We start from the raw sequence: 25145 nt of genomic DNA, 5'->3' as shown, positions 1-25145 counted from the left end.
ACAATTCATTCATACGCATTTATTAAAACCTCAGCCATAAATAAACGCACCCCGCCACGCTGTGAGGAAAACTACAAGAAACTGACAACTAAGAGAAACGTCACAACAAAAATCAAATCCTCCTTATAAGTCGGTGATAATCATGATTAAAATCATGGCCTACTTTTTAACAGGAGCTGTTCTTGCAGGATGCAACGGTATGGTAAAACCCGACTTGTCGGGGCCTGCCAACGATTCATATTTTTCTGTCTTCTCAGGCTTTCCCTTGCCCTATCTGTACATGGCCTCGGCCGTGCAATGGAACGAGGACTACGCCGTCACCACCCGTCACACCCCCCTTATCCGCAACGTGGAATACAGCTGCAGCACCGGCTGCGACCTTGTTTTCATCCAGCACAAGGCCGACGGCCGCTACCCGTCATGGCGCGCACCGCGTGTGGGTGAACACATCACGGCCGTGGGGGCGAGCCCCTACATGACGACCGTCACCGGCAAAGGCAAAGTGTACCCGGCACCTTTCATCAATAGTGATGAAGGCAGCGGCGAACGCTATGCCATCCATGATGCCCCGATGATCAAGGGGATGTCGGGTGGTCCCGTCATCGGCAATGACGGCAGCATTGTCGGTATCAATGTCGGCTTTTTCTCCACCACCCTTAATGATGTGAGTTTTCACCCTGGGTTAAAGGGGGCTGAGAGAGTCAGCATCTTTATCCCTTACTCGATCATTCAGCGTGAATGGGAACTGATGCAGGTGAAGCTTAACGATCCGCACGGCGCGAAGTATGCGAAGAAGTAACTTCGCGTCGTCAATCAATTGGCCGTCGGGATGGGGTTCATCGTAGTGGGTACGATGAGCCACATCTTGGCGGGTTAGTTGAATCCAGGCGTATATTGATTGTGTCGATCCAGGTCATTGAGGCGATAGCAGATCGCTGGCGGTGCGACAGACGAGAGGCTGGGGGGCTAGCAGATTTCCCAGAACGTTTGGAGGTGTGACATGAGCCAATATCAACGACTCTTTCTAATAGCCGGCCCCACCATGCGTCACACGCCGGCACTGCAGCGGGCCGTCGCCCTTGCCGAAGCCACGGGCGCAGCGCTGCATATCACGGTGTTTATCGAAGACTTCAACCTCCTGGGTTTGATCCACTCCAGTGCGCGGTTTCGTGAAGCTTGTCAGCAAGAGAACGAAAAATGGCTCAAGGATGAGGCCGATCTGATCCGTGGACGCGGGATCCAGCTAAGTACCGAGGTGCTTTTCACTCGCGACGCGCTGCAAGAGATCCTTCAGCACGTGACAGCAACGCAGGCGGATCTGGTTATCAAGGACGTGCAGCATGAGTCGGCGCTCAAACGCGTTTTCATCACGCCTCTGGATTGGCATCTGCTGCGCGAATGTCCGGTGCCTGTCCATCTGGTCAGCGAAGTCAGTTGCCCACTTCCGCGGGTGATCGTGGCGGCAGTCGATCCGTCGCACCCAGAGACTCAGATCACTGGAATCAACGACCTGATCATCCAGGCTGCGAACGAATTGGCAATGCAATGCGATGCAGAAATGCATCTGCTGTATGCCTACGACCTATCGCAGACGCACATGTCTGATGCAGGCGCGGGTGCAGTGACGATGCCTGGCTTCAACAGCGACGTGCGCAAGTCTTTGCATAAGTCATTCATCGCATTGGCCGATCATTACGGCGTGCCCACCGAACGGCAACACTTCGTTGCAGGGCCGCCCGGTAAAGCGCTGGTCGACTTTGCTGCGCATCACCGGGCCGATGTGATCGTCATGGGTAATGCGCATCGCAAGGGGCTGGACAAGTGGGTGGGCAGTACCACGGAGCATGTTCTGTATCGGGTGCCCTGCAACATTTTCGCTGTCACCGGGCAAACGGATCAATGACTGGGTCCGTTGTTAAGTGAGTTGGAAAGGGGGCCTCGGCGGCCGGCTCGGGATTTATTCTGGGCGCGTGCCGAGATATCCCGGTAGGTGTCACTATCGGTCGCCGCGAGCAGCTTTCCGCCGTCCTTCAGTGTGGCCATAAAGGTCACCTCGGTGTTTTTGCCGGCGAGCAGATAGCCGGCGATGGCTCCTACGGGGCCGAGTAGCATGGCGCCCGCGAGACCCAGGCCTATGGCGCTCTTTATATTCTTGTTTGAATCAGTGTTCTGAATGGTCAGATCTTTAAATTCCGAGACCGGGAAGCTTGCTCCAAGCCGGGGTTTGAGTGACGTTTTGAGGGTGATGGTTCCCAGGTGATATTCCCCGTCGCACTGCGGGAAGTCACCGGCGAGTACTGTGATCTTTGCCATCTGGAGTTTTCTCTTGGGCGATCATTTTCGGGTAGAGCATTGCGCGCGCCCAAAGTCAAAACGTCAATGATCCGACGATGAGTGGCATCCATAGATTCGCGATGCACAAGTACCGGTCCTGCAAAACAATTTCATTCGCAGGCGCAGGCCATTTGCAAGAGGCCAGCCCGGCGCTCCGACATGGACGTTTTATAACGTTTAGCTCAAGCAGGCAGAGAGTGCGCTTTAATCCTCCGCGGGTCCGACAGGTTTAATCGCGATCAGGATTTAAATGCTCGGCATCATCAACAGACCTTTCAGTCGAGAGGGTTTAACGGGGGATTAATGGACTTCTGGACCACCACGCAGGTATCGATTCTAGGATTGGTTGAAGGGCTCACAGAGTTTTTGCCCATCTCCAGTACGGGACACCAGATTATTGCCGCGGACTTGCTCGACTTCGGCGGTGAGCGAGCCATGGCGTTCAATATCATCATTCAGTTGGGGGCTATTCTGGCGGTCGTCTGGGAGTTTCGTCGCAAGATTCTGGAGATCACTACCGGTTTGCCAACCCAGCGTAATGCGCAACGTTTCACTCTGAATTTATTGATCGGTTTCTTACCGGCGGTTGTTCTGGGGGTGATGTTCGCCGACAAAATCCATGAATATCTTTTCAACCCGATCACCGTCGCCGTGGCGTTGGTGATAGGTGGAGTCATCATGTTATGGGCGGAACAACGTGAGCATGTGGTGGTTATCGATCACGTTGACGAGATGCGCTGGACCGATGCCTTGAAAGTCGGTTGCGCACAATGCCTGGCGATGATCCCCGGCACTTCGCGCTCGGGTTCGACGATTATCGGCGGGTTGCTGTTTGGCCTGTCACGCAAGACGGCTACCGAGTTTTCATTCTTCCTGGCGATGCCGACGATGGTGGGGGCCGCGGTGTACTCGGGCTATAAGTACCGCGACCTGTTCCAGTCCGCAGACTTGCCGGTGTTTGCCTTGGGGTTTGTGGCCGCATTCCTCTTTGCGATGATTGCCGTGCGTGGTTTGCTCAAGTTCATCGCCAACCATAGTTATGCGGTGTTTGCCTGGTACCGGATCGCGTTCGGTTTGCTGATTCTGGCGACATGGTTTTTGGGTTGGATCGACTGGAATCATCTCTCGGAGGGGGCATAGGTTTTGTAGGAGCCAGGCTTGCCGGCGAAGGCGTCCTTGAGATCGCCTTCGCCGGCAAGCCTGGCTCCTACGAAAAGCGGTTACATTAGGGCCGTTCACTCCTACAAAATTTAAATCTTGTTAACGCCGGCCAGTGGCAAGCTGATGTGCTGTTCACGCTGCAGAAAATTCATCATCAATAGCACCCGTTCCTCGCCATCCATGGCCAGGAACACCGCCTCGAGATCGGAGAACGGGCCTTCTGTGATGCGCACCGTATCTCCGTGCCTCAACAATGTTGTCACGATCGCCTGGCTGTCTCGCTCCTGGAGTTCGTCGATCAGCGCATCGCGGATCGGCAGTGGCTGACCGCCGAACCCGACGACTCGCGAAACACCGCGGGTCGAGCGCAGCGGGCCCCAACTGTCCTGAAGGCTCAGTTGAATAAACAGATAGCCTGGAAACAACGACTCGCTGATCACTCGACGCTGCCCGCGCAAAACGCGCTCACGCCGGTAGGTCGAGCGAAAACAGGCATAGCCCTGGCGCTGTAAATGTTCTTCGGCGCGCTCATCCTGTTTGGGTTTGCACTGAAGCAGATACCAGGCTTTGGCGGCGTGTTGTGCAATCGCGTTCATTCGAATTCCCTCCCTGCATCGATTTGCCTCAGCAGTTCGGCGGTTTTGTGCTGCATGAGCGAACTGTCGCCGCGACTTTCCACAGTCAGACAAGTCACGCAACCCTCGTCCAAAAGACGCAAGCTGAGACGCCAGTCGGTAAAGACCAGGCTCAGCCCATCGCTCTCGTCGATGTCGAGGGCGTCGGCGGCGTAACGCTGCCTGATGCTCGCCAGCAACGCCGGACCATCCTTGACGTGACGGCGGATTTCCCCGGAGGAGGGGAAGGCACCGATGCGCTCCACCAGCAGCACCGGCGGTTTCTGCACGCGGGGAAAGATCAGCTCCGACGCATAGGCGCGCACGATGAGGTACGCGAGGTTGTTTTTAAGGTCAGCGCCATACGGGCGGCGACTGTCATCTGCCTTGAAACCGCTCAATGTCTTCATAGAGGCTTCGTCCATAGGGTAATAAAGACCGAAAAATCAATTCGATAACGCACACGTTTGTCAGGGTTCAGCCCCGTCACAAGGTGTTCTGATGCAGGTTCTCGAAACAGAAGTTGGTGGCTTCGATGTAACCTTCGGCACCGCCGCAATCGAAGCGCCGTCCCTTGAATTGATAGGCCAGCACGCAGCCGTTCTGGGCTTGCTTCATCAATGCGTCGGTGATCTGGATTTCACCGCCCTTGCCAGGCTCGGTATCAGCGATCAGGTCGAAGATATCGGGGGTCAGAATGTACCGACCGATAATGGCCAGGTTGGACGGGGCGTCTTCCGGGCGAGGCTTTTCGACCATGCTGTTGACCCGGTAAATACCCTCGCGAATCAGCTCGCCGGCAATCACGCCATACTTCTGAGTCTGCTCACGAGGTACTTCCTGAATCGCCACAATCGAGCAGCGGAACTGCTCATAGAGCTTGAGCATTTGCGCCAGTACGCCGTCGCCTTCCAGGTTCAGACACAAGTCGTCGGCCAGCACCACGGCGAATGGCTCATCACCGATCAGCGAACGACCGCTGAGAATAGCGTGCCCCAGGCCCTTCATCTCCACCTGGCGGGTGTAGGAAAAAGTACAGGTGTCGATCAGCTCACGAGTGCCTTCCAGGAATCGCTCCTTATCAGTGCCGCGAATCTGGTGTTCCAACTCGAAGCTGACATCGAAATGATCCTCCAGCGCTCGCTTGCCCCGGCCAGTGACGATGGCCATATGTTGCAGGCCGGCGTCGCGCGCTTCCTCGACGGCGTACTGGATCAGCGGCTTATTGACGATCGGCAGCATCTCCTTCGGCATGGCCTTGGTGGCGGGCAAAAAGCGGGTCCCATAGCCGGCAGCGGGGAATAGGCATTTACGAATCATGGAAGCGTCCTTGAAAGTAGACAGATGGAATGGCTAATGGCAGTAGGAAAGGTTCGACTGCTTGTCGGAACCGGTAACGCTAGAGAGTGCGGGCTCTAAATGGCTCGATCACTCGAGAAAAAATGTTGGCAACGCTGCATGGGCAGCGAAAGGCCTGTACGCCATGTTTCGCGCAAGGCGGGGGCAGAGAAAATCGGGCGGTCGGTTGGCCGGCGAGCATGCCTGGTTGTTCCACGGCATATTCCTGACGCAACCCGCTGTAAACAAAGTTATTGCCCAAGGCATCTCTTACCCAACTTCTAACCGAATGTCTGACGCCCTGGCAATGCACTAACGGAGCGGCTATATATTAGCCACCCGCTATTTCGGTGTAATTTAGATTGAACGGTCGTGGGAAAACCGCAATTGTTAGAAATTGTCTGGATAAATTCTCGAACTGTTATTTTCGCGCTCGAAGAGTGAAATGTTATTTTTTGTCTGAAGAAAAAGTTGGGGGCTGTTCAAACGTCATGGTAATAAATACGCACTGATGGTTTGAAAGTTTCAGCTGCAGTTACTGGGGTTATAAATACCCGGATTCATTCGTAGTTTAAAGCTCTTATGTTCGGCAAGTGCTATGTCACCGCCAATGTTGACAAGACGGGGAATGTTATCTTGCTTAAAAGGGTTTTGATTGTCTGCGTCGGCAACATTTGCCGCAGTCCCACCGCGGAGTATCTGCTGCGCGGGGCGCTCGTTCATTCCGATATCGAGGTCAGCTCGGCTGGCCTCGCTGCCTTGGCGGGCAAACCCATCGAGGCGACGGCACACGCCGTACTCAAAGAGCATGGTCATCAGCCCGATGGGCATGAGGCCGTTCAACTCACGCCTCAAGCCGTCAGCGAGGCGGACTTGATTCTGGTGATGGAGCGACGGCATGTCAGCGGGGTACTCAACATTGCCCCTGAAGCGCGAGGCAAAGTGTTGCTACTGGGCAAATGGCAAGACGAACGCGAAATCAGCGACCCCTACCGTCAAGGCAAACCTGCTTTTGTGCACGCTTATGCGTTGATCGAAGAAGCCGTACTCGCATGGGCACAGCGCCTGGCGCGCTGATGGCCACTCCTTTTTGAATCGTAATACAGGCAAAGAATCCGACTTATGCAGCAAGCACCGGTAGTTAACGTGCGGGACGACGACAATGACGAGATTGATCTTCTCGGCCTGTTTGGAACACTCATCGACCATAAATGGCTGATTGCCGCGGTTACCGGTGCGTTCATGGTGGCTGGGGTCGCGTACGCGGTGCTTGCGACCCCGGTATACCAAGCGAATGCGCTGTTGCAGGTCGAAGCGAAAAAGAATGATCTGTTGGGCTTCTCCGATGTCAGCAGCATGTTGGGAAAAGAGTCGCCTTCGGCGACCGAGATCGAACTGATCAAATCTCGTGCGGTGATTGGCAAAACGGTCGATAACCTGAAACTTGATATTGTCATACAACCGATGTACTTCCCGGTGGTTGGTGAGTTCCTGGCTCGTCGATTCCAGAGTAAAAATCCCGGTGAAATAGCCGACCCCTTGTTGGGGTTGAACAGTTTCGCCTGGGGAGGGGAGTCGCTGAAGATATTCAAACTGGATCTTCCCGACTCGCAACTGGGCAAGAAGTTGACCCTGACCGCGGGTGAAAGTGGTCATTACACCCTGGTGGACGAAGACGACAATCTGTTGGTCGCCAGCCAGGCGGGACAACTTTTCGAACAAAATGGCGTTGAGTTTCAGATAGAAGAAATGCAAGCCAATCCTGGAACCCGCTTCAGAATCATCCGCAATTCTCGCCTGACCAGCATCCTCGACTACCAAGAGGATCTGGATGTAACCGAGCGCGGAAAAGAGTCGGGCATGATCGGGCTGGCGCTGGAAAGCACAGATCCGAATCAGGCCATTAAAACCCTCAATGAAATTGCCGCTATTTATGTGCGGCAAAACGTAGAGCGCACTTCAGCTGAAGCAGCGCAGAGCCTGGCGTTTCTCAAAGAGCAACTTCCGGTGGTCAAGAAGGACCTGGAAAAAGCCGGGAATGCCTTGAATGAATACCAAACGCGCAGCAAGTCCGTGGACATCACGCTCGAAACCAAAGCCATTCTCGATCAGATTGTCGGGCTTGATACCAGCATCTCAGGGTTGAAGTTGCAGCAAGCCGAGATGGACCGAAAATTCACCCGCCAACATCCCGCCTATCGCGCATTGTTGACCCAGATTGGTGAGTTGAGCAGCAAGCAGAAAAGTTTGGCGTCCAAGGTGGAGGGCCTTCCTTCCACCCAGCAAGAACTGCTGAGCCTTACCCGGGATGTAGAGGTCGGTACCGCCATTTATACCCAGTTGCTGAACAAGTCTCAGGAGCTGGATGTGATGCGAGCGGGGACGGTCGGTAACGTGCGTCTGATCGACACCGCGGACGTCAATTTTTTCAAACCGGTCAAGCCGAAAAAAGTCTTGATTGTATTGATCGCCACGATTCTTGGCGGTTTCCTGGCGGTGGTCCTGGTACTGGTACGCAAGGCACTGAACCGGGGGCTGGAAAGTCCGGAAGCCATCGAGCAACTTGGGTTGCCGGTCTATGCATCGATTCCTTACAGCATTCTGCAGAAAAGTGAAGAAGACAAAGTCTCTCGCGGACGAGGGCGTTCCGGTGCCGGTTCTACATTGCTGGCCGTCACTCATCCCACCGATCTGGCAGTCGAGGCGTTGCGCAGTTTGCGTACCAGTCTGCACTTCGCCATGCATGAGGCCGGCAATAACCGTCTGATGATTTCCGGGCCTAGCCCTCAGGTGGGTAAAACCTTCGTGTCGGTTAACCTCGCGGTGGTGATAGCACAAACCGGGTTGCGGGTTTTGTTGATCGACGTCGACATGCGCAAAGGTTATCTGCACAAAGTGTTAGGTGTTAATTCTGACAATGGGCTCTCCGATATCCTGGCCCGGCGCTGCGATGTAGCCACTGCTATCCATAAGACCGAAATTGACAACTTCGATTTTGTCAGTCGAGGTCAAATCCCGCCCAATCCTTCCGAGTTACTGATGCACGCCAATTTCAGCGCGCTATTGGAGCAGGCGAGCGAGCTATACGATCTGGTGATTCTCGATACGCCGCCAATATTGGCAGTGACAGACGCGGCGATCGTCGGGCGCTTGTCCGGGACCAACCTGATTGTGACGCGCTACGGACTGAACCCGGCGAAAGAAATCGAGTTGACGGTCCGTCGGTTCTCCCAGAATGGCGTTGCCATTAAAGGTGCGATTTTTAACGGCGTGGAGAAAAAGGCCTCCAATAAATATGGCTACAGTGATTATGGTTATTACCACTATGCCTACGCCTCCGACAAAAATTGATGAGTGTTGAACGGGTCGCGTCATAAGTTCAGATCTTTGACGGCGTTGCTGTTGTTCTTGAGTGCTTGTCGTTATTGCTACGCGGGATCATGCCAATAGGCATGATCAAACCGATATTTCATGGAAACACTACGTCCTGAGGAAGATGACGAAAAATCCTGGGGCGGTAGCGTGTCAAATGACAACATCAGCATAAAGAATACCAAACCATGTTCTACCTGTTATCGCTTATCGCCCTGTCAGCGGGTTTGCTTGCAATAAAAACCCCAAAATACTCAATTGTATTTTTGGGCGTCATGCTATCTGTCATCCCTACCGGAAACTCCTACAGCGAAATAATATCGTTAAAAGGCCTCTATTTTTTTGATTTCTATATAGCAGGTGCATTGAGTGCATTACTGACAAGACAGGTCGTGACACAAAAACGTCAATTGACAGTACCCGCCGGCCTTCTTTTCGGCTGTGGGCTCTATGTGGTACTACTCGCGTGCGGCCTGATAGGGTCCCCGAATAAGTACTTATTGAAAGATATCCGACCTTTTATAATGATCCTGTCATTTATAGTGCTCACGAACATCGCCACCCTTGCCGCGAAAACCTTGACGCTACAAACGGTACTGAAAATATTGATTGCGATGACCGCTTTCAATGTATTGGATATTGCTTGGTTACGATTGGGGCTGTACAGTTTTCAAGACGTCTACTATGAAGAAAACGCTTACAGGTACCTCGATGGTGGCACGTACGCAGCCGTTGCATATTTAATATACTACTTCATAGATCCTGGGCTATTTGAGAACAAAAAGAAGCTGGCGAGAATCTGTTTGATGACCTCATTCATCTGTTTATTCATCGCCAACTCAAGATTCATTTTTGTTTCTGTTTTTGCAGCCATCATCATTCACCAATATACAAAGCCTGCCCGAATGATAGGCATCGTGCTATTAGGCTCAGTCGTGCTGATGGCCTTCATTGGGATCAGCAACATGATCGGTGCTGATCGAATCAATGATGCTTTATCGTCTGAAGGCCTGGCGGTTCAGTTAACCACTCGCTTCAGCCCTGCGCTGGACTTGATACGTAATATGAATCCCATGCACTACTTCGTTGGTCTAGGGGCCGGAACTCCTTTTGAAATACCCTGGTTTGAATACCGTGGCCTCGATGACAAAAACTCGAATATCGACAGTGCTTACTTAACGTACTTTGTTAAATATGGGGTCATCGGCTTGTACTTGCTATTCGTATTTACTACGTCCATGACCCATCACTTAAAAACCCGGGTTGCGGTATCAATAGCCACCTTTCTGGCGCTGATGTTCATTGTATCGGCCACGCCTTATCAGCCGTACGCTATCGGAATCGCTTATAGCGCGATCATTTTACGCGTCGTCGCGGAGCATGCCGTCAGGCAACGTAAAAAAACACTGACATTTCATCAACCGCTGATAGCCCCATCCTTTCAGGTTAAAGCCAGATGAACAACGCACTGTTGAAAAAATTCGTGTCCAGTACTGCATGGAGTTTCATATCGGCAGTGGCCACAAAAGTTTCGGTTGTCATTACCGGCATCCTGGTCGCCAGAGTGCTGGGTGCACAATCATTTGGAGAATATGGCCTGATACAAAGCGCCATTGTCATGCTCGCCAATGTTGCAGCCCAAGCCACAACGACGGCGACGGCTAAACATATTGGTCAATTTAAAGAGGTTTCCCCCGAAAAAACGGGCAAGGGTATCGCTCTAACGCTGATATTTGCCGTGTCTTTTAGTGTCATGATCATTGGTGTCGCTCTATTTTTTCCGCTTTTCTTCTCTAACATCATTCTTGGCTCCGACAATCTGAAATATGTATCACTGATTGTAGTGAGTACCATCACCTTCATCATTTTGTCTGGATGGACCCAAGGGTGTTTAACCGGTTGGGGGCAATATCGGTCTATTGCAACAATCAATGGAATTATCGCCATCGTCGCGATCCCGGGGACTTACTTCCTGACGACAAAATTCAGACTCAATGGCGCCTTGCTGGGACTGGCGTGCTCTCAACTGTTAATCGTGTTTTTTAGCGCCCTCGCGTGCTGGAAAACACTAAAGGAAAAGAACACTACGCTCAGTTTCAAAGGTGTAATGACTGAAAAGCATACCGTTCTTTCGGTCGGACTCCCGGTCTTGCTGACAGGCTTGATGGTCGCCCCGATGAATTGGCTCGCGAATAAATTGCTGGCAGAAACAAGTAACGGACTCGCCGCGTTAGGAATGTACGCAGCCGCCATGCAATGGAATGCAATATTCTCACATGTCTCCGTGGTATTAGGTTCCGTGCTTGTCCCGATGCTAGCCGCAACCCTGGGAGGTAAAAGCCGGAAGTTAGACGCCTTGAACTTTCTATCCGGCTGGTTAGTCGTGTTGATTGTTATACAGCCGGTCATCATGTTTCCCGAACTACTGGCAAAACTCTATGGGGATAGCTTTCTGGGTCGGGACTTTGAAATAACGTTGATTCTGGTCATTCTGGGTTCGCTGCTAAGTGCATTTAAATCCGGTATCTCAAGAAAGATGATCGTGATGGATTTGGCGTGGTACAGCGTCATGAGTAATATTCTATGGGGCATATTATTCATATCCGGAGCTCTGCTTCTGAGGGAGGAGGGCGCCGTCGGCATTGCAAAAGCATTCATTGGCTCGCAATTAATACACTTCCTGTTTGGTCTGCCCTATTTCATATACAAAAAAATACTGCCTTTGGAATTACTCATCTCCCCCAGAATACTGATCTTGTGGGCATTGCCTTTTGTCAGTTTCGTATCAAGTTCATACATTGAAAGCACTCTGTATCGATTGATGATAGTGGTCATGATATTTGTATACATTGCTGCAACAACGTTTACCTTGAATACTATGTTCAATGAACCCGTAGAAATTGGAAACCCAGCATGAATTCCAGTAAAGTTTATATCCGTGGTGCTTACGGTCCTGGTAATTTAGGTGATGACATACTAATGTTATGCGTCATCAATATTCTGAAAAAGAGATTCAAAGAGTCGGACATTGCAGTCGGTGTCGACCATCCGGCTATCGCCAAGAATTTTAACCCGCGCATAAAATGGTTACATATCAAGGAACCTGTCAAAGCTGATCTGGTTGTTTTGGGCGGCGGTGGTCAGTTTTTCTCGTTCATCCCTCCGTCCAAGAAAGCCTCCACTCTTACGCTTAAAGCGTCAAAGCTTTATAAGAGTATAAAAGCGCAAACCGATTTAAAATCCACCCTTCTACGTTTGTATGTAGGGATGCGCGGTGGCATCGACAAGATTTTTTTCCATCGTCGTCTTGCTGCATTCTGTATTGGTTTAGGCCCATTTGATGGTGGTGGCAAGCAGCTGACTCGCGCAGTCAATGTCATTAATCGTTGTGACTATATTTCCGTCAGGGATGGTACAAGCCAAAAGCATTGCAATACGTTTGGAAAATCAGATGTGGATGTGTACACGGACCCGACCCTACTTTCCGATCTGTGGATTTCCACCAAAGATCTGAACATAAACAGCGTAAATAAAAACAAATACCTATCCTTTATCCTGCGCGATTGGCCGCATGACGTGAATGGACAAAAGTTCATCGCGGCAATGGTTCAGGCCGCTCATGAAATGTCCAAACGTGGAGAGAAGGTTCGTCTGGTATCACTTTATAAAGAACGTGACCAGCATCTTATTGATAAGCACCACACGTTTGAATGGTTGTGCTGGGATGCCGCAGTCGACACGCCAGAGACGTTCATGGCGAAATTGATAGTTGAATCCGATGTCATTATCAGCGCCAGGGCGCACGGCGTGCTTCTGCCTGCCTCTTTAGGTTATCCAACCATCGCAGTTGAAATCGAAAACAAACTGAAAAAAGTCCATGAAATGCTTCCGCGTGGCACCAAATTGGTCAGCGCTCCTGACCATAACCTGATCATGGCGACCATTAGCGAATTCAGACAGTCCAAAGAGCAAATGGCAGAGCACCTCAAGCAAGAGATTTCACAGAGATCATCCATCGCACAAAATGCTGTCGATGATTTTTTGAAATGGGTCGATAACAAATAAGATTCGAGGGGCAACTGACGTGAAAAAAAAAGGCTCGGCGCTACTCACTTTAGCTTTTTCTCTGCATGTGGCTACGAGCGGCGCGTCAGACGTAAACGACAGCTGCGAGCAAAACATTGAAAACATCTATCCGTCACTTCCAGATGTTTCACAGACGTTTACCAGTCGTCAGGGCAAAGCCCAAGTACAGGACAGTATAAAAGGCAGCGCCAATTTAACCAACAAAGCCTACAGCAACGAAATCAAAGACATCACGGTACATTATCCCGCCGGGTCGTACGATCCAGGCTCGATGGTCCGGTTGGGTTTACCCTACGGGGGAATTGAATTCAAATCCAGGCTCAAGCAACCGGGTAGGGAATGCCTGATTCTTACGTATGAATTGAAGTTCGATAAAAATTTTAACTTTGTAAAAGGCGGAAAACTTCCGGGTCTCTACGGCGGCACAGGCAATACAGGAGGGAAAATACCTAACGGCCATGATGGTTTTTCCACTCGCTACATATGGAAAGAAAATGGCGTTGGCGCAATCTATGCCTATTTACCCACCAGCAAAACATGGGGGACAGCAATAGGCTTGGGCTCCTGGACCTTTAGTGTCGGGCGATGGCACGTATTAGAGCAACTCGTAAAATTAAATACGCCGGGTCGAGCCGATGGCGTGATTTCTATTTGGTACGATAAAAAACTGGTGCACTCTGAAACCGGGCTGATATTTAGAGACACAAAAGACTTAACAATCGATGGGTTACTGTTCTCTACTTTCTTCGGTGGCAATAATGCGTCCTTCGCTACACCTGCCAGTACCAATATTCAGTTCAGGAATTTCGTGATGAGTTCACGTCGCATCGCTAATACATCAGGGCAGGGCGCAGGTAACTAGATGAAAAACTTGAAGCTTAATACCAAGAAGGTAGTCGTTGCGTTATTTAATACGGCGCTTAGCCTGGCTTTCTTTTTCAGCTTGAGACGTTCACTGCTAAGGGCAACGGGATGCCGCATTGGCACCCGAACTACTGTCCATAGAAGGGTGATTTTTTTTTCATTTGGTAAATTCTCAATAGGAAAGAACTGCACGGTAAATTACAACTGCTACATGGACAATAGGGCTGGAATCAGTATCGGTGACAACGTCAATATTTCCCACAACACAAAAATTTATACACTGGGGCACGATATCGATGACCCCATGAGTAATACAGTCGGGAAACCAGTTGTCATTGGAGATAACGCGTGGATCTTTCCCAATGTCATGATAATGCCAGGAGTCACAATAGGAAAAGGTGCGGTTATTTATCCCGGCAGCGTTGTCACGCGCAATGTTGAAGAGTATTCGATCGCGGGAGGAAACCCGGCTAAACATATTCGGTTCAGAAATCAAAACATTCTGTACCGCGCCGACTTCCCTATTTGGTTTGCATTGTAATGCACTCAATTTTCCCGACTATCCTTTATGCAGGGCTCTGAAGTGAAATCACTAATGATCGCATGGGTTGGCTATCAACGACGCGCCGACACAATGAAACAATATTGGGCGTATGACATTCTGCACCTGCCTAATAGATTCAAAAAAAAATATGCACGACCCTTGGACTATTTGATTAAGTCTTTTAAGACGATCAAAGCGCTTTTCGTCGGTGCGCCTGAGGTTGTTTGGGTCCAGCTACCACCGAGCCCTGTGCTGCACATAGCACTGGCCTACAAATTTTTGGTGAACCGGCGCCTCAAGATTATCGCTGACGCACACAACAGTTTGCTGCGCAAACAGTGGATAACTTTCCCGGGGACGGTGTCCTTACTCAACAAAATTGATGCTGTTGTAGTTCACAACTTCAAAGTCAAAGAAGAATTATCTAACGCAGGCGTCAAGGCAGAGAATATTTTCATTCTGGAAGATTTACCGTGTGATTTTAAAGTCCCGCCCGCCAGTGATCATCAGACACCCTATGTGCTTTTTCCTTGTTCTTTTGATATCGACGAGCCGATAGAAGTCGTTATTAATGCAGCCAAAGAAATGCCACATATAGATTTTCTAATCACAGGTAAGCATGAGGGCAAGTTATCCGAGGCACTCATAGCGTCAATGCCAGCGAATATCAAGCTTACGGGTTTCCTGAGTAAATTGATTTTCGAACAACTGCTGTGCAACGCGAATGTCGTTCTCGGGCTGACAACGCGCGACAATGTCCAATTGAGTGTGGCAAACGAAGCGGTTAGTGCCGGCAGGCCGATGGCACTCTCGAACACGACGGTACTGCGATCGTTGTTTTCGGACGCGGCCGTATTTGTTGAGACATTAGACCCCCTGTCAATAAAATTTGGGGTGTCTCAACTCATCGAAAATGAAGAACTCTATAAAGAAAAATCAGCCCTGTTAAAAGCCAAGCGAATAACTCGTTGGAACGGCCAGGCGGAGTTGTTAAGAACGGCCGTTATCATCTGATGATGTCTATTAATCCTGACAGGAAGGAAATCGTCATGAGTCAATCGTATGATGTTTTACTGATTTGTTCCGGAGGTGGGCACTGGGTACAGATGAGCAAACTGCTTCCTGCTTTTGACGGCCGGAAGGTTAACATTGCCACCGTCGATATCAGCGTTCACACCCAGTATCCACTTCACGATTTTGTCAAAGTCCCAGACTTTAATAGAAATGAACCCTTGAAGATTATTAAGGGCTTCTATCAGATCTTCAACATTGTTTACCACAGCAAAGCAAAATACGTCATCTCTACGGGGGCTGCACCGGGTCTGCTGGGTTTGATCACAGCAAAGATCATGGGAAAGAAAACGCTCTGGATTGATAGCATCGCGAACCCAAAAAAAATCTCTCTGTCCGGCAGAATCGCTTCTTACTTTGTAGATGAATTGCTCACGCAATGGCCCACTCTTTCGGAAAACAGCAGGGCTCAATATAAAGGGAGGATTGTATAAATGATATTCTGCAGCGTTGGCACTCAAGCACCGTTTGAGAGAATGCTCAGCTATTTAAGTGAATGGAGTCATGCAAACCCTCACATCCCTATTGTTGCCCAGGTCGGCGATAACGAAAGGGACTTGGGCCGCATTACCGCATTCAAGACAATAGCCGAACCTCTTTTTTCCAAAAACTTCAACACCTCGGCAGTCGTCGTCTCTCATGCGGGCATGGGTAATATCATTCGCTCGCTTGAGCTGGGAAAACCAATAGTTATCGTGCCTCGGGATAGCAGCCGTGGTGAACACATTAATAACCATCAGTACGACACTGTCGAGAATTTTTCGAGCTTTCCGTCTGTGTTCATTGCTTATGATAAAGATGATTTTTTTTCGGCTATCGATTCAGCGCTCAATTACAGTAACGCAGAGAGCTCGTTGGACTTCACGGAAAGAGATCGTTTAATCGATTATATAAAGTCGTTCACGTCTTAAGTCTTCGCTGTTTGTCGACACCGTCTCATCACCTTTAATCATTGAGTAATCGCTATGATCCCAGTTATTTTATCTGGCGGCTCAGGCACGCGCCTGTGGCCGCTTTCAAGAGCTCTCAAGCCAAAACAATTTATATCGATACACGGTGATTTGAGCTTGTTCCAAGCCACTTTGGATCGAATCAAAAATCTCTCTACAGAAGGGGAGAGTTTAAGTCCTCCGATAATAGTTTGTAATGAAGATCATCGTTTCATCGTGGCTGAGCAAAGCAGATCGCTGGATATAAAGCCACAAAAAATACTATTGGAACCCACTGCACGAAATACCGCTCCCGCCATTGCGGCCGCGACACTGGCAGCCCTTGAGGACGGGGATGATCCTATCCTTTTGGTTTTAGCCGCAGACCATGTCATAAGCGACATTAACGCTTTTAAAGCCTCCCTCGCGTTGGCCAGGGTTGAGGTCAACAAGGGTCGAATTGTTACCTTCGGGGTTGTACCCACTAAGCCAGAGACCGGTTACGGCTATATCCGTACGCAAATGCACACTGCCGAAGGCGTTGCGCACGTCGAAGCCTTTGTAGAAAAGCCCGACCTGGAAACAGCACAAAGCTACCTTGCCCAAGGAAACTATTTCTGGAATAGCGGAATGTTTATGTTCCGCGCCTCTGTCATGAAGTCCGAACTGGAACGCTTGAGCCCTGACATTATTGTCGCCGCCGAACTTTCTCTCTCTAACGCGGCGCATGACCACGACTTCACAAGGCTCAATCAGGTGGACTTCGTGAACGCACCCAATGTGTCAATTGATTATGCGGTCATGGAGAAAACCAACATTGCGTCAGTCGTTATCCTCAACTCCAGTTGGAGCGATCTTGGTGCATGGGATTCGGTCTGGGAAGCAGGCCTGAAGGATGAAAATGAGAACTGCATACAAGGGGATGTACTGCTGCAAGGCGTTACCAACAGTTATGTCCACTCCAGCCATCGTCTAGTCACTGTTCTAGGTATAAGTGATGTCGTTGTCGTCGAGACTTCGGACGCGATATTGGTGACGACCAAGGAGAACTCTCAAGACGTTAAAAAAATAGTGTCTGAACTCACTAAAAACAATCGAGTCGAGAGCGCTAGTCATCGCGAAGTCTATAGACCCTGGGGGAAATATGACTCAGTGGACCAAGGTCATAGATACCAAGTCAAGCGAATTACCGTCAAACCCGGGCACAAACTTTCTGTTCAACTTCACCATCATCGGGCAGAACACTGGATCGTAGTATCAGGCACCGCAAATGTGCAAATCGGTGACAAGCAAGTGTTACTGAGCGAGAACCAATCCACCTACATACCCATTGGGGTTGTGCACTCCCTTGAAAATCCGGGGCGAATCCCCCTTGAGTTGATAGAAGTTCAATCAGGTTCTTACCTCGGCGAAGATGACATCGTTCGTTTTGAAGATCGTTATGGCCGCCTCGAGCTCGTTTAAAGGAGTATTAAAATGAATGTTACTGTTTTTGGGATAGGCTATGTGGGCCTGGTGCAGGCGGCTGTACTTGCTGACGCAGGGCATGACGTATGTTGCGTTGACGTCGACGCTATTAAAGTCGAGAACTTGAAGAGCGGAATTATTCCTATCTATGAGCCTGGATTAAGTGCCCTCGTAGAAAAATGCCATGAAGCAGGGCGTTTACATTTCACCACCGATGCAGCACGCGGTGTGCATCATGGTGACATCCAGTTTATTGCAGTGGGCACGCCGCCAGACGATGATGGCAGTGCTGATATAAAATACGTGTTATCCGTTGCAGCGACCATCGCCCTCAACATGACGGAGACTAAAATTATTGTTAATAAGTCTACGGTGCCTGTCGGTACCGCAGATAAAGTAAGAATGAAAGTTTCCGACGTATTGAAGTCTCGGGACCTTGAGGTGGAGTTTCACGTTATCTCGAACCCCGAGTTTCTGAAGGAAGGTTCTGCGGTAGCAGACTGTACTCGTCCCGATAGAATTATCATAGGAAGTGATAGTAGTTACGCCGTGGACCGGATGAGGGAGCTCTATGAGCCTTTCAACAGAAACCATGAAAAAATAATCACAATGGACATCAGAAGTGCCGAGCTGACGAAGTATGCGGCTAACTGTCTATTGGCAACAAAAATTTCATTCATGAATGAAATGGCTAATTTCGCCGAGCGATTGGGCGCCGACATTGAGGCCGTTCGTAAAGGCATTGGCTCTGATCCAAGAATTGGCTACGATTTTATCTACCCTGGCTGCGGCTATGGCGGCTCCTGCTTCCCGAAAGATGTACAGGCCCTGGAGCGCACAGCGTCGTCGATCGGCTATAAAGCAACGCTTTTGTCAGCTGTCGAGGAAGTCAATAGACGGCAAAAGGAACATCTATTCGAGCACATCCAGCATCACTTCGATGGGCAGTTGGAGGGAAAAACATTTGCGATTTGGGGCTTGGCTTTCAAACCCAATACCGATGATATGCGAGAAGCATCCAGCCGCGTCTTGATTGAACAGCTGCGTAGCGTTGGCGCCAGAATGCAAGCCTTCGACCCCGAAGCGATGGCCGAAACACAACGAATTTATGGGATGAAAGAAGACTTGCTTTTAATGGGGACCAAAGAAGCCGCGCTTCAAGGCGCTGATGCTTTAATCATTGTGACAGAATGGCGCGAATTCAAAGCCCCTGACCTGGACTTGATAAAGGAAAAACTGAGTACGCCTGTCATATTTGACGGCCGTAACATATTCGATCCTCAACGCATGAAAGCTAATGGATTCGACTATTATGGTATTGGTCGTGGGCTATCGGTAAGGCCAGTCATTTAAAGCTGTCCAGGCCACTGAAAACGCTATAGTCCCTCTTCCATACTTGTCCGTGTCCTGGAATGAACAAGTCCAGTGGCCAAAACGCCGGATTATGCTGACCATTATTAACAATGCATCGGCACGCCGGAAGGTTCGCGCTCTACGATGAGCGCTGAAAAACCGCTAACGTCCAGCTAACTTCCTGGAAAATCCGCCAAAATCGCTGCCTGGCCTTGGTTCGCGGGTGATCTGCGCAGGCTCTTTGGAGAATGTTGGCCACTGGTTTAAGTTATCGACGAGTGAGATGATTCTGAGGAGGCTACGTGCGTGATCCGACAAGATCTTTTCTGCAGTTGTCATTGCCTCTTCATCTCCGTTCCATCCCTGCTCCCTTATTAAAGAGTTCTATAAGGGTTTAATATCGAGAAGGAGTCTGATATGAAGAAATTACTTTTAGCCAGCTTGCTGGCTGTCATGAGTACCGCGGCGTTGGCAGCGGATGAACCGGTGAGCGATACGGTGAGCGCAAGCGAGCCACTGTCGTTGAACACCCCGCTGGTCGGGGGGGTGACGGTCGCCGAAACCGTGGTGATCGGCGCTGCTGTTGTCGGCGCTGCAGTGGCCGCTTCAAACTCTGGGGGCAGTTCCAATGGCGGTACCTCTGGAACAGGCGGCACCACCGGTACGGGTGGTACTACCGGTACCAACTAATACCCCGCGAAGTATGTTGTTCAAGATCACTCAGAACTTTCTGGGTGATCTTGTTTTAGATTTGCCCTCGACTAGCGTAGTGCCATTATGATCCGTAGATTATCTGTTGTTATGCTGGCAAGTATCAGCTTGCACGGCTGTATGTTTTCGCCTGGTCAACACATGGACACCAGTCAAATGGTCAGTGACGGTTCTCCGGAGAGTAGCCGGGTGGAACTTATTCCGATCACTCCTAAATTGATTGCCATGGATGCCGCCACACGCGTACGCGAATCGGTCCCCGCAGAGTTGTTGTCTTATACTTCGGGTGGTTATCGCGTGGGTGCCAACGACCTGCTGTTTATTACCGTCTGGGATCACCCGGAATTGACAGCGCCTTCCGGGCCGCAACAGCAAATCGATGCCAACGGTCGCCTGGTTCGTCCGGACGGCACGCTGTTTTATCCCTATATCGGTAATATTCCAGCCGCCGGTAAAACCATTGAAGAGTTGCGAGCCTTTATCGCCGAGCGCTTGTCGCAATTTGTCGAAAGCCCACAGGTCGACGTCAGCGTATTGCGCTTCGCCAGCCAGACCGTGGTGGTTTCCGGTGCGGTGATCAAAGCCGGCCAGCAGCCGATCACCACCACTCCGTTGAGTGTGGTGGAGGCCATTGGCGCGGCTGGTGTGGACCCGACGAATGCAGACCTGTCAGGCCTGACGCTGACCCGCGACGGGCGCGAGTACAGGCTGGATCTGGACACCCTCAATCGCCAGGACTCACAGCTGCAGGGTGTCTACCTCAAGGGCGGCGATCGGCTGTACTTGCCTTATAACGATCTCAAGCGGATCTATGTCATGGGTGAGGTCAATCAGCCCCGCGCGCTGAGCTTCAAGAGCAAATCGATCAACCTGACCGATGCCTTGGGCACTGTGGGTGGCTTGAATCAGACCACCTCCAATGGCAACGCGGTGTACGTGATTCGCGGTGCGGGCAATCTGGAAACCGAACCGGCCAAGGTATTCCAGCTCGATGCAGAATCGCCTTCCGCTTTGGTGCTGGCCACCCGTTTCGACTTGCAACCGCAAGACATCGTCTATGTCGGCCCGGCCGGCGTGACGCGCTGGAACCGTCTGATTACCCAGCTCCTGCCTACCGCCAGCGTCCTCGGGACCGGTGCCAGCTCGGTTAACGACCTCAGCGAAGCCAACAGCAGATAAGGCTCTATCCCGCCGTGAAAATTTTGCCTACCTGTGCCTGTCTGACGATGGCGCTCTTGCTGTGCGGGTGTAACCCGTTGATGAGGGCCTCCTGGGACACCCTCGAATCCTCGGTCACAGGCCCTGCCTCCATCAACTTGACCCGCGCTCAGGTCGACGCCGTGCCGTATCCGCAAATCCTGGTCACCACCACCTCCAGCGAGGGGGTGATGGCCATGGCTCGCCGGCGGGGCGACCTGCAGTTCTGGGTCGCTTCTGGCAAGCAAGTGCTGATGATGCGCGACGGTCTGGTGGTACGCACGGTCGGGCTGGGCGTTTCTCTGGATGGCACTCGCTTCAATGATGAGTCGCCGTTCAAACGCGGCCTTCAGCATTTACCCAACGGCTATACCAGCACGCGCTGGATCGACATCTATGACGGCAACCGTATCGGTATCGCCGTCAACAGCCGTTTCAGCACCCACGACATCGAGACCATTCGCATTCTGGACAAGGATTACGCCTTGCTGCGCATTGACGAGCAGGTGGATGTACCCACCCTGAATTTTCGCGCCACCAACCGCTATTGGGTCGACCCCCAGGACGGTTTCATCCTGCGCAGCGAGCAGCACCTGACGCCGCAGCTATTCCTGAAGATCGTGCAGGTACGCCCTGATCGGGGAGCTGCCCGGTGAAGTGCAAAAATCTTTTAATGCTTGGCCTGCTGTTGATCGGCCCTGGTGTCGGCCAGGCGGCCGTCACGGTCAGCGGTGACGTGCGCAGCCCCGGCAACTTCGATGTCAAACCCGGTGCACGGTTGCTGGACGTCATTCGCGACGCCCAACCTAACCCCGAAAGTTACTGGCTGGGTGCGGCGTGGCTGCATCGCTCATTGGAGGATCAGCAGGCGCGTTTGAAGGCAGGCGTCCTGTTCGATCTGAAACTGCTGCAACGGGGTGCCTTGCTGGATGGCAAGGGCACGCGAGCAGATTTGAGTGCGCGCCTGTATGAGCAGATCGAGCGACTGCCAGTCACTGGGCGCCAGGTTGCCGTGCTCGACCCGATCGCCGTGGAAGTGGGCTTCGCCCGCAATGCGTTGCTCGATGATGGTGACCGTCTTGTTTATCCCGCGCGGCCGTCCACCGTGGAAGTCCTCGGGGCAGTCGCGCAGCCCTGTCATGTGCCTTACCGCGCCCTGCAAGAAGTCCGTGCCTACGTGCGGGACTGCTCCATCCTCGATGACGCCGAGCGTGATTACCTGTGGCTGATCCAGCCCGACGGCCAGGTCAGGCGCGTGGGTGTGGCGGCATGGAATCGCGAGGATGGCATCGTGGCTGCTCCAGGCAGCAGGATCCTGGTGCCGATCAGGAACGACGACCTCGAGACGGCGACCCCAGAACTCAATCAACAACTGGCCGAGTTTCTCGCCACTCAACCCTTGGCTGAGGTGGCCCCTTGAAGTGCCCGTTGACGTTACGTTTTGCTGCTGTATTGCTCCTGCCCAGCGCCATGGTTCACGGTGAACCGCGTTATACACAAAGTGATTTTGGTGGCGTCGGTCTGTTACAGACCCCCACCGCGCGCATGGCCCCCGCGGGGGAGTTGAGCGCCACGGCCAGTCGTACCGATCCTTACACCCGCTATAGTTTTTCCCTGCAGCCATTCGATTGGCTAGAAGGCTCGTTTCGTTACACCGCGATCACCAACCGCAGGTACGGCACCGAAGAGTTGAGCGGTGATCAGAGCTTCAAAGACAAGGCCATCGACGTCAAGGCGCGGCTTTGGGAAGAAAGTCACTGGGCACCGCAGGTCGCCATCGGTGCCCGGGACATTGGCGGTACCGGGCTGTTTTCCAGCGAGTATTTCGTCGCCAACAAGCGTTATGGCGACCTGGATTTCAGCCTCGGCATTGCCTGGGGTTATCTGGGTAATCGAGGGGATTTCAGCAACCCGCTGGCGGTCTTCGGCAGCAAGTTCAACGACCGGCCAGAGAGCTCCGCGGTTGTCGCCAGGGCAGGGGACGTGAACACCAACGCGTATTTCAGAGGCCACCCTTCGTTGTTTGGCGGGGTTGCCTACCAAACGCCGTGGGCACCGCTGAGCCTGAAGATCGAGTACGAGGGCAACGATTACAAGAATGAGCCGCTGGACAACTCGATCAAGCAAGACCTGCCGATCAACATCGGCGTGGTCTACAAGCTCGCGGACAGTGTCGATCTGAGTGCTGGTTGGGAGCGTGGCAATACGGCGATGTTCGGTATCACCCTGCACACCAACTTTGTCAGCCGCAAGGCGCCGGTCAAGACGTACGACCCTCCTGCCGAGCCGTTGCCGGCGCAGGAGCCGTCGACCCCGGCTGACCAGGTCAACTGGGCCGATGTCTCCAACCGGCTGCAGCAAAATGCCGGCTACAAGGTGAAACGCATCACCCAACGTGGCTCCGAGCTGATGGTATATGGCGAGCAGTCTCGCTATTTTTATCCGTCCAAAGCCGTCGGGCGAGCCAGCCGGATTCTCGATAACAGCGTCAATCAGGACATCGACTGGTTCACCTTGGTGAATCAGCGTTATGACATGTCCATCGAGGAAACCAGCGTGCCGCGGGAAACGTTCCGCGCGGTCGTGAACAATGACCAGCCGCTGAAGGATCTGCACCGTACGACCGAGGTCAATCCGGCGACTGCGCACCGGGAAACCACGCTCTACACCCAGGCACTGGATCCGTTCAGTTACGGCCTCGGCCTAGGCTACAAACAGAATATCGGCGGACCCGACGGACTGCTCTATCAGTTCACCGCCGATGCCGACGCGGAGTACCGTTTCACCCGCAATACCTGGTGGAGCGGCTTGCTCAGCGTCAACCTGCTGAACAACTACGACAAGTTCACCTACGATGCGCCGAGCGGGCTGCCGCGAGTGCGTACTGATCTGCGCCAATACATGACCACCTCCGATGTGATGATGCCGACGTTCCAGTTCAACCATGCGGCGCAGATGGATCGGGATTGGTACGGCATGGTCTACGGCGGTTATCTGGAGTCCATGTATGCCGGTGTCGGCAGTGAAGTGCTGTATCGACCTACGGGGAAACGCTGGTCGGTGGGTGCAGACCTGAACTTCGTGCGTCAGCGGGACTATGATCAGGGCTTCGGCCTGCGTGACTACAAGACTGTGACGGGCCATGTCACCAGCTATACTGAACTGCCCAATGACATGCTTGCGGCGGTCAGCGTGGGGCGTTATCTGGCGCGGGACTGGGGCACCACCGTCGACTTGTCGCGGGTGTTCAAGAACGGCGTGAAGTTTGGCGCCTGGGTCACTCTGACCAGCGCGTCGAAGGAGGAGTATGGCGAGGGCAGCTTCGACAAAGGGATCTATGTTTCCATCCCGTTCGACGAGTTGATGAGTACCTCCACCATGCGTCGGGCCAACATCGTCTGGGCGCCACTGACCCGCGATGGCGGTGCGCGCCTGACCCGCGCCTACTCCCTGCAGACCATGACCGACGGACGTGACAGCGACCTGTTCTACAACAACTTCGAGAAAATTACCGAATGATCACGTGGCTCAAAGGCTTGGTCGAGTTGCCGTTCTGGCTCCGGGGCCTGGTCTTTGCCTCGGTGACCGTGATTCTGCTGTTCGCGGGTTTGCGCTCTCAGCCGATCCCGGAGCTGTTCGTCGAAGAGGACAAGCTCCATCACTGGATCGGCTTTCTGGTATTTGCGTGCAGTTGCCGCCTGGCCTTTCCCCATGTGAAATTTCGCTGGATCGCCGTGGGGTGTTTGCTCACTGGCGTGCTCATCGAGGCCATGCAAGGTTTGATGCCGCTGCGCACGGCTTCGCCCTACGACATGCTGGCAAATACTGTCGGCGTGTTGATGGGGTTATTGATTTCAAGGTACTGGGTGCGCTGAAAAGGCGCGAAGTACCAAGCAGTCTGTCGGCATGTTGTAACCGTTGATCCTCGCTATATCCCCCTCCTGCAACACCTCTCTTGCCAATGGCGCGAGCACGGTCGACCTGCTCGACCTGCTCGACACATTGAGCATCCATCCGCATTCATGCCAGTCAACCAAGTCGCAAATCTGTAGCAGCTGCCGAAGGCTGCGTTCGGCTGCGTAGCTGTCGTAAATTCAGAACTTG

Annotated in this window: 25 protein-coding genes; 21 read left to right on the top strand and 4 right to left on the bottom strand. The window is 52.1% G+C overall.

Annotated elements, in window-relative coordinates:
* Positions 1-199 precede the first annotated feature (199 nt).
* Both TU81_RS10900 and TU81_RS10895 read left to right on the top strand, forming a co-directional pair.
* The gene (locus tag TU81_RS10900; protein ID WP_038980182.1) at positions 200-799 is read left to right on the top strand and encodes a serine protease family protein; all 600 of its coding nucleotides are present in this window, start codon (positions 200-202) and stop codon (positions 797-799) included.
* 201 nt (positions 800-1000) lie between these two features.
* Positions 1001-1903 carry a universal stress protein gene (locus tag TU81_RS10895; protein WP_038980183.1) on the top strand — a complete coding sequence of 301 codons (903 nt, stop codon included), beginning with the start codon at positions 1001-1003 and terminating at the stop codon, positions 1901-1903.
* Here TU81_RS10895 and TU81_RS10890 read toward each other — a convergent pair.
* Entirely contained in the window at positions 1897-2313 is a 417-nt protein-coding gene (locus TU81_RS10890) for a hypothetical protein (RefSeq protein WP_038980184.1), read from the bottom strand. The genes TU81_RS10895 and TU81_RS10890 overlap by 7 nt on opposite strands.
* Before the next feature lie 324 nt (positions 2314-2637).
* Here TU81_RS10890 and TU81_RS10885 point away from each other — a divergent pair, with 324 nt between their 5' ends.
* Complete coding sequence (locus TU81_RS10885; RefSeq protein ID WP_038980185.1) at positions 2638-3474, top strand: undecaprenyl-diphosphate phosphatase; 837 nt, start codon at positions 2638-2640, stop codon at positions 3472-3474.
* Between the two features lie 110 nt (positions 3475-3584).
* On the opposite strand, the gene rfaH is transcribed toward TU81_RS10885, so the two are convergent.
* The 3 genes from rfaH to galU all read right to left on the bottom strand — a co-directional run bounded on the left by rfaH (position 3585) and on the right by galU (position 5429).
* Entirely contained in the window at positions 3585-4091 is a 507-nt protein-coding gene (rfaH, locus tag TU81_RS10880) for a transcription/translation regulatory transformer protein RfaH (RefSeq protein WP_038978336.1), read from the bottom strand.
* The gene (locus TU81_RS10875) at positions 4088-4519 is read right to left on the bottom strand and encodes a phosphohexomutase domain-containing protein (RefSeq protein ID WP_038978337.1); all 432 of its coding nucleotides are present in this window, start codon (positions 4517-4519) and stop codon (positions 4088-4090) included. The genes rfaH and TU81_RS10875 overlap by 4 nt, the downstream gene beginning before the upstream one ends.
* A gap of 76 nt (positions 4520-4595) precedes the next feature.
* On the bottom strand, positions 4596-5429 hold the full coding sequence (gene galU / locus TU81_RS10870; protein ID WP_007900875.1) for a UTP--glucose-1-phosphate uridylyltransferase GalU: 834 nt from the start codon (positions 5427-5429) through the stop codon (positions 4596-4598).
* A gap of 654 nt (positions 5430-6083) precedes the next feature.
* Here galU and TU81_RS10865 point away from each other — a divergent pair.
* From TU81_RS10865 to TU81_RS10780, 18 genes are all read left to right on the top strand, one after another.
* Positions 6084-6524 carry a low molecular weight protein-tyrosine-phosphatase gene (locus tag TU81_RS10865; protein ID WP_455430315.1) on the top strand — a complete coding sequence of 147 codons (441 nt, stop codon included), beginning with the start codon at positions 6084-6086 and terminating at the stop codon, positions 6522-6524.
* A 45-nt stretch (positions 6525-6569) separates the two neighbouring features.
* Positions 6570-8798: a polysaccharide biosynthesis tyrosine autokinase gene (locus TU81_RS10860; protein ID WP_048395032.1), complete on the top strand. Its 2229-nt coding sequence runs from the start codon at positions 6570-6572 to the stop codon at positions 8796-8798.
* Between the two features lie 209 nt (positions 8799-9007).
* Positions 9008-10279, top strand: a complete 1272-nt coding sequence (locus tag TU81_RS10855; protein WP_038978340.1) for a DUF6369 family protein — start codon at positions 9008-9010, stop codon at positions 10277-10279.
* Positions 10276-11736 carry an oligosaccharide flippase family protein gene (locus tag TU81_RS10850; protein ID WP_038978341.1) on the top strand — a complete coding sequence of 487 codons (1461 nt, stop codon included), beginning with the start codon at positions 10276-10278 and terminating at the stop codon, positions 11734-11736. The genes TU81_RS10855 and TU81_RS10850 overlap by 4 nt, the downstream gene beginning before the upstream one ends.
* Entirely contained in the window at positions 11733-12884 is a 1152-nt protein-coding gene (locus TU81_RS10845) for a polysaccharide pyruvyl transferase family protein (RefSeq protein WP_038978342.1), read from the top strand. Before TU81_RS10850 ends, TU81_RS10845 begins: the two co-directional genes overlap by 4 nt.
* Before the next feature lie 19 nt (positions 12885-12903).
* Complete coding sequence (locus TU81_RS10840) at positions 12904-13767, top strand: polysaccharide lyase (RefSeq protein ID WP_038978343.1); 864 nt, start codon at positions 12904-12906, stop codon at positions 13765-13767.
* Positions 13768-14310, top strand: a complete 543-nt coding sequence (locus tag TU81_RS10835; protein ID WP_038978344.1) for an acyltransferase — start codon at positions 13768-13770, stop codon at positions 14308-14310.
* 54 nt (positions 14311-14364) lie between these two features.
* Positions 14365-15327, top strand: coding sequence for a glycosyltransferase family protein (locus TU81_RS10830; protein WP_050681853.1), 963 nt, complete (start codon positions 14365-14367; stop codon positions 15325-15327).
* A 35-nt stretch (positions 15328-15362) separates the two neighbouring features.
* Entirely contained in the window at positions 15363-15818 is a 456-nt protein-coding gene (locus TU81_RS10825; RefSeq protein WP_048395030.1) for a glycosyltransferase family protein, read from the top strand.
* Positions 15819-16295 carry a glycosyltransferase gene (locus TU81_RS10820; RefSeq protein ID WP_038978346.1) on the top strand — a complete coding sequence of 159 codons (477 nt, stop codon included), beginning with the start codon at positions 15819-15821 and terminating at the stop codon, positions 16293-16295.
* A 54-nt stretch (positions 16296-16349) separates the two neighbouring features.
* Complete coding sequence (locus TU81_RS10815) at positions 16350-17777, top strand: mannose-1-phosphate guanylyltransferase/mannose-6-phosphate isomerase (RefSeq protein ID WP_048395028.1); 1428 nt, start codon at positions 16350-16352, stop codon at positions 17775-17777.
* Positions 17778-17789: 12 nt separating this feature from the next.
* Complete coding sequence (locus TU81_RS10810; protein WP_038978348.1) at positions 17790-19133, top strand: UDP-glucose dehydrogenase family protein; 1344 nt, start codon at positions 17790-17792, stop codon at positions 19131-19133.
* A 417-nt stretch (positions 19134-19550) separates the two neighbouring features.
* Positions 19551-19823, top strand: a complete 273-nt coding sequence (locus TU81_RS10805; RefSeq protein WP_048395026.1) for a hypothetical protein — start codon at positions 19551-19553, stop codon at positions 19821-19823.
* 87 nt (positions 19824-19910) lie between these two features.
* Complete coding sequence (locus tag TU81_RS10800; RefSeq protein ID WP_167344816.1) at positions 19911-21023, top strand: polysaccharide biosynthesis/export family protein; 1113 nt, start codon at positions 19911-19913, stop codon at positions 21021-21023.
* Between the two features lie 14 nt (positions 21024-21037).
* Positions 21038-21697 (top strand): YjbF family lipoprotein, encoded by a 660-nt coding sequence (locus TU81_RS10795; protein WP_038978350.1) that lies wholly within the window; start codon positions 21038-21040, stop codon positions 21695-21697.
* Positions 21694-22461, top strand: a complete 768-nt coding sequence (locus TU81_RS10790) for a capsule biosynthesis GfcC family protein (protein WP_048395025.1) — start codon at positions 21694-21696, stop codon at positions 22459-22461. Before TU81_RS10795 ends, TU81_RS10790 begins: the two co-directional genes overlap by 4 nt.
* 8 nt (positions 22462-22469) lie before the next feature.
* Complete coding sequence (locus TU81_RS10785; protein ID WP_048395330.1) at positions 22470-24560, top strand: YjbH domain-containing protein; 2091 nt, start codon at positions 22470-22472, stop codon at positions 24558-24560.
* On the top strand, positions 24557-24916 hold the full coding sequence (locus tag TU81_RS10780) for a VanZ family protein (protein ID WP_038978353.1): 360 nt from the start codon (positions 24557-24559) through the stop codon (positions 24914-24916). The genes TU81_RS10785 and TU81_RS10780 overlap by 4 nt, the downstream gene beginning before the upstream one ends.
* The last annotated feature ends 229 nt before the right edge of the window (positions 24917-25145 follow it).

The sequence above is a fragment of the Pseudomonas lini genome (assembly GCF_001042905.1).
Taxonomy (GTDB): Bacteria; Pseudomonadota; Gammaproteobacteria; order Pseudomonadales; family Pseudomonadaceae; genus Aquipseudomonas; species Aquipseudomonas lini.
This window is presented reverse-complemented; position numbering and strand designations above follow the sequence as displayed.

Bases quoted from the DNA above. Each gene is read 5' to 3' on its own strand.
- TU81_RS10900 (WP_038980182.1), top strand. From the start codon at position 200: ATGGTAAAACCCGACTTGTCGGGGCCTGCCAACGATTCATATTTTTCT.
- TU81_RS10895 (WP_038980183.1), top strand. From the start codon at position 1,001: ATGAGCCAATATCAACGACTCTTTCTAATAGCCGGCCCCACCATGCGT.
- TU81_RS10890 (WP_038980184.1), bottom strand. From the start codon at position 2,313: ATGGCAAAGATCACAGTACTCGCCGGTGACTTCCCGCAGTGCGACGGG.
- TU81_RS10885 (WP_038980185.1), top strand. From the start codon at position 2,638: ATGGACTTCTGGACCACCACGCAGGTATCGATTCTAGGATTGGTTGAA.
- rfaH (WP_038978336.1), bottom strand. From the start codon at position 4,091: ATGAACGCGATTGCACAACACGCCGCCAAAGCCTGGTATCTGCTTCAG.
- TU81_RS10875 (WP_038978337.1), bottom strand. From the start codon at position 4,519: ATGAAGACATTGAGCGGTTTCAAGGCAGATGACAGTCGCCGCCCGTAT.
- galU (WP_007900875.1), bottom strand. From the start codon at position 5,429: ATGATTCGTAAATGCCTATTCCCCGCTGCCGGCTATGGGACCCGCTTT.
- TU81_RS10860 (WP_048395032.1), top strand. From the start codon at position 6,570: ATGCAGCAAGCACCGGTAGTTAACGTGCGGGACGACGACAATGACGAG.
- TU81_RS10855 (WP_038978340.1), top strand. From the start codon at position 9,008: ATGTTCTACCTGTTATCGCTTATCGCCCTGTCAGCGGGTTTGCTTGCA.
- TU81_RS10850 (WP_038978341.1), top strand. From the start codon at position 10,276: ATGAACAACGCACTGTTGAAAAAATTCGTGTCCAGTACTGCATGGAGT.
- TU81_RS10845 (WP_038978342.1), top strand. From the start codon at position 11,733: ATGAATTCCAGTAAAGTTTATATCCGTGGTGCTTACGGTCCTGGTAAT.
- TU81_RS10835 (WP_038978344.1), top strand. From the start codon at position 13,768: ATGAAAAACTTGAAGCTTAATACCAAGAAGGTAGTCGTTGCGTTATTT.
- TU81_RS10830 (WP_050681853.1), top strand. From the start codon at position 14,365: ATGATCGCATGGGTTGGCTATCAACGACGCGCCGACACAATGAAACAA.
- TU81_RS10825 (WP_048395030.1), top strand. From the start codon at position 15,363: ATGAGTCAATCGTATGATGTTTTACTGATTTGTTCCGGAGGTGGGCAC.
- TU81_RS10820 (WP_038978346.1), top strand. From the start codon at position 15,819: ATGATATTCTGCAGCGTTGGCACTCAAGCACCGTTTGAGAGAATGCTC.
- TU81_RS10815 (WP_048395028.1), top strand. From the start codon at position 16,350: ATGATCCCAGTTATTTTATCTGGCGGCTCAGGCACGCGCCTGTGGCCG.
- TU81_RS10810 (WP_038978348.1), top strand. From the start codon at position 17,790: ATGAATGTTACTGTTTTTGGGATAGGCTATGTGGGCCTGGTGCAGGCG.
- TU81_RS10805 (WP_048395026.1), top strand. From the start codon at position 19,551: ATGAAGAAATTACTTTTAGCCAGCTTGCTGGCTGTCATGAGTACCGCG.
- TU81_RS10800 (WP_167344816.1), top strand. From the start codon at position 19,911: ATGATCCGTAGATTATCTGTTGTTATGCTGGCAAGTATCAGCTTGCAC.
- TU81_RS10780 (WP_038978353.1), top strand. From the start codon at position 24,557: ATGATCACGTGGCTCAAAGGCTTGGTCGAGTTGCCGTTCTGGCTCCGG.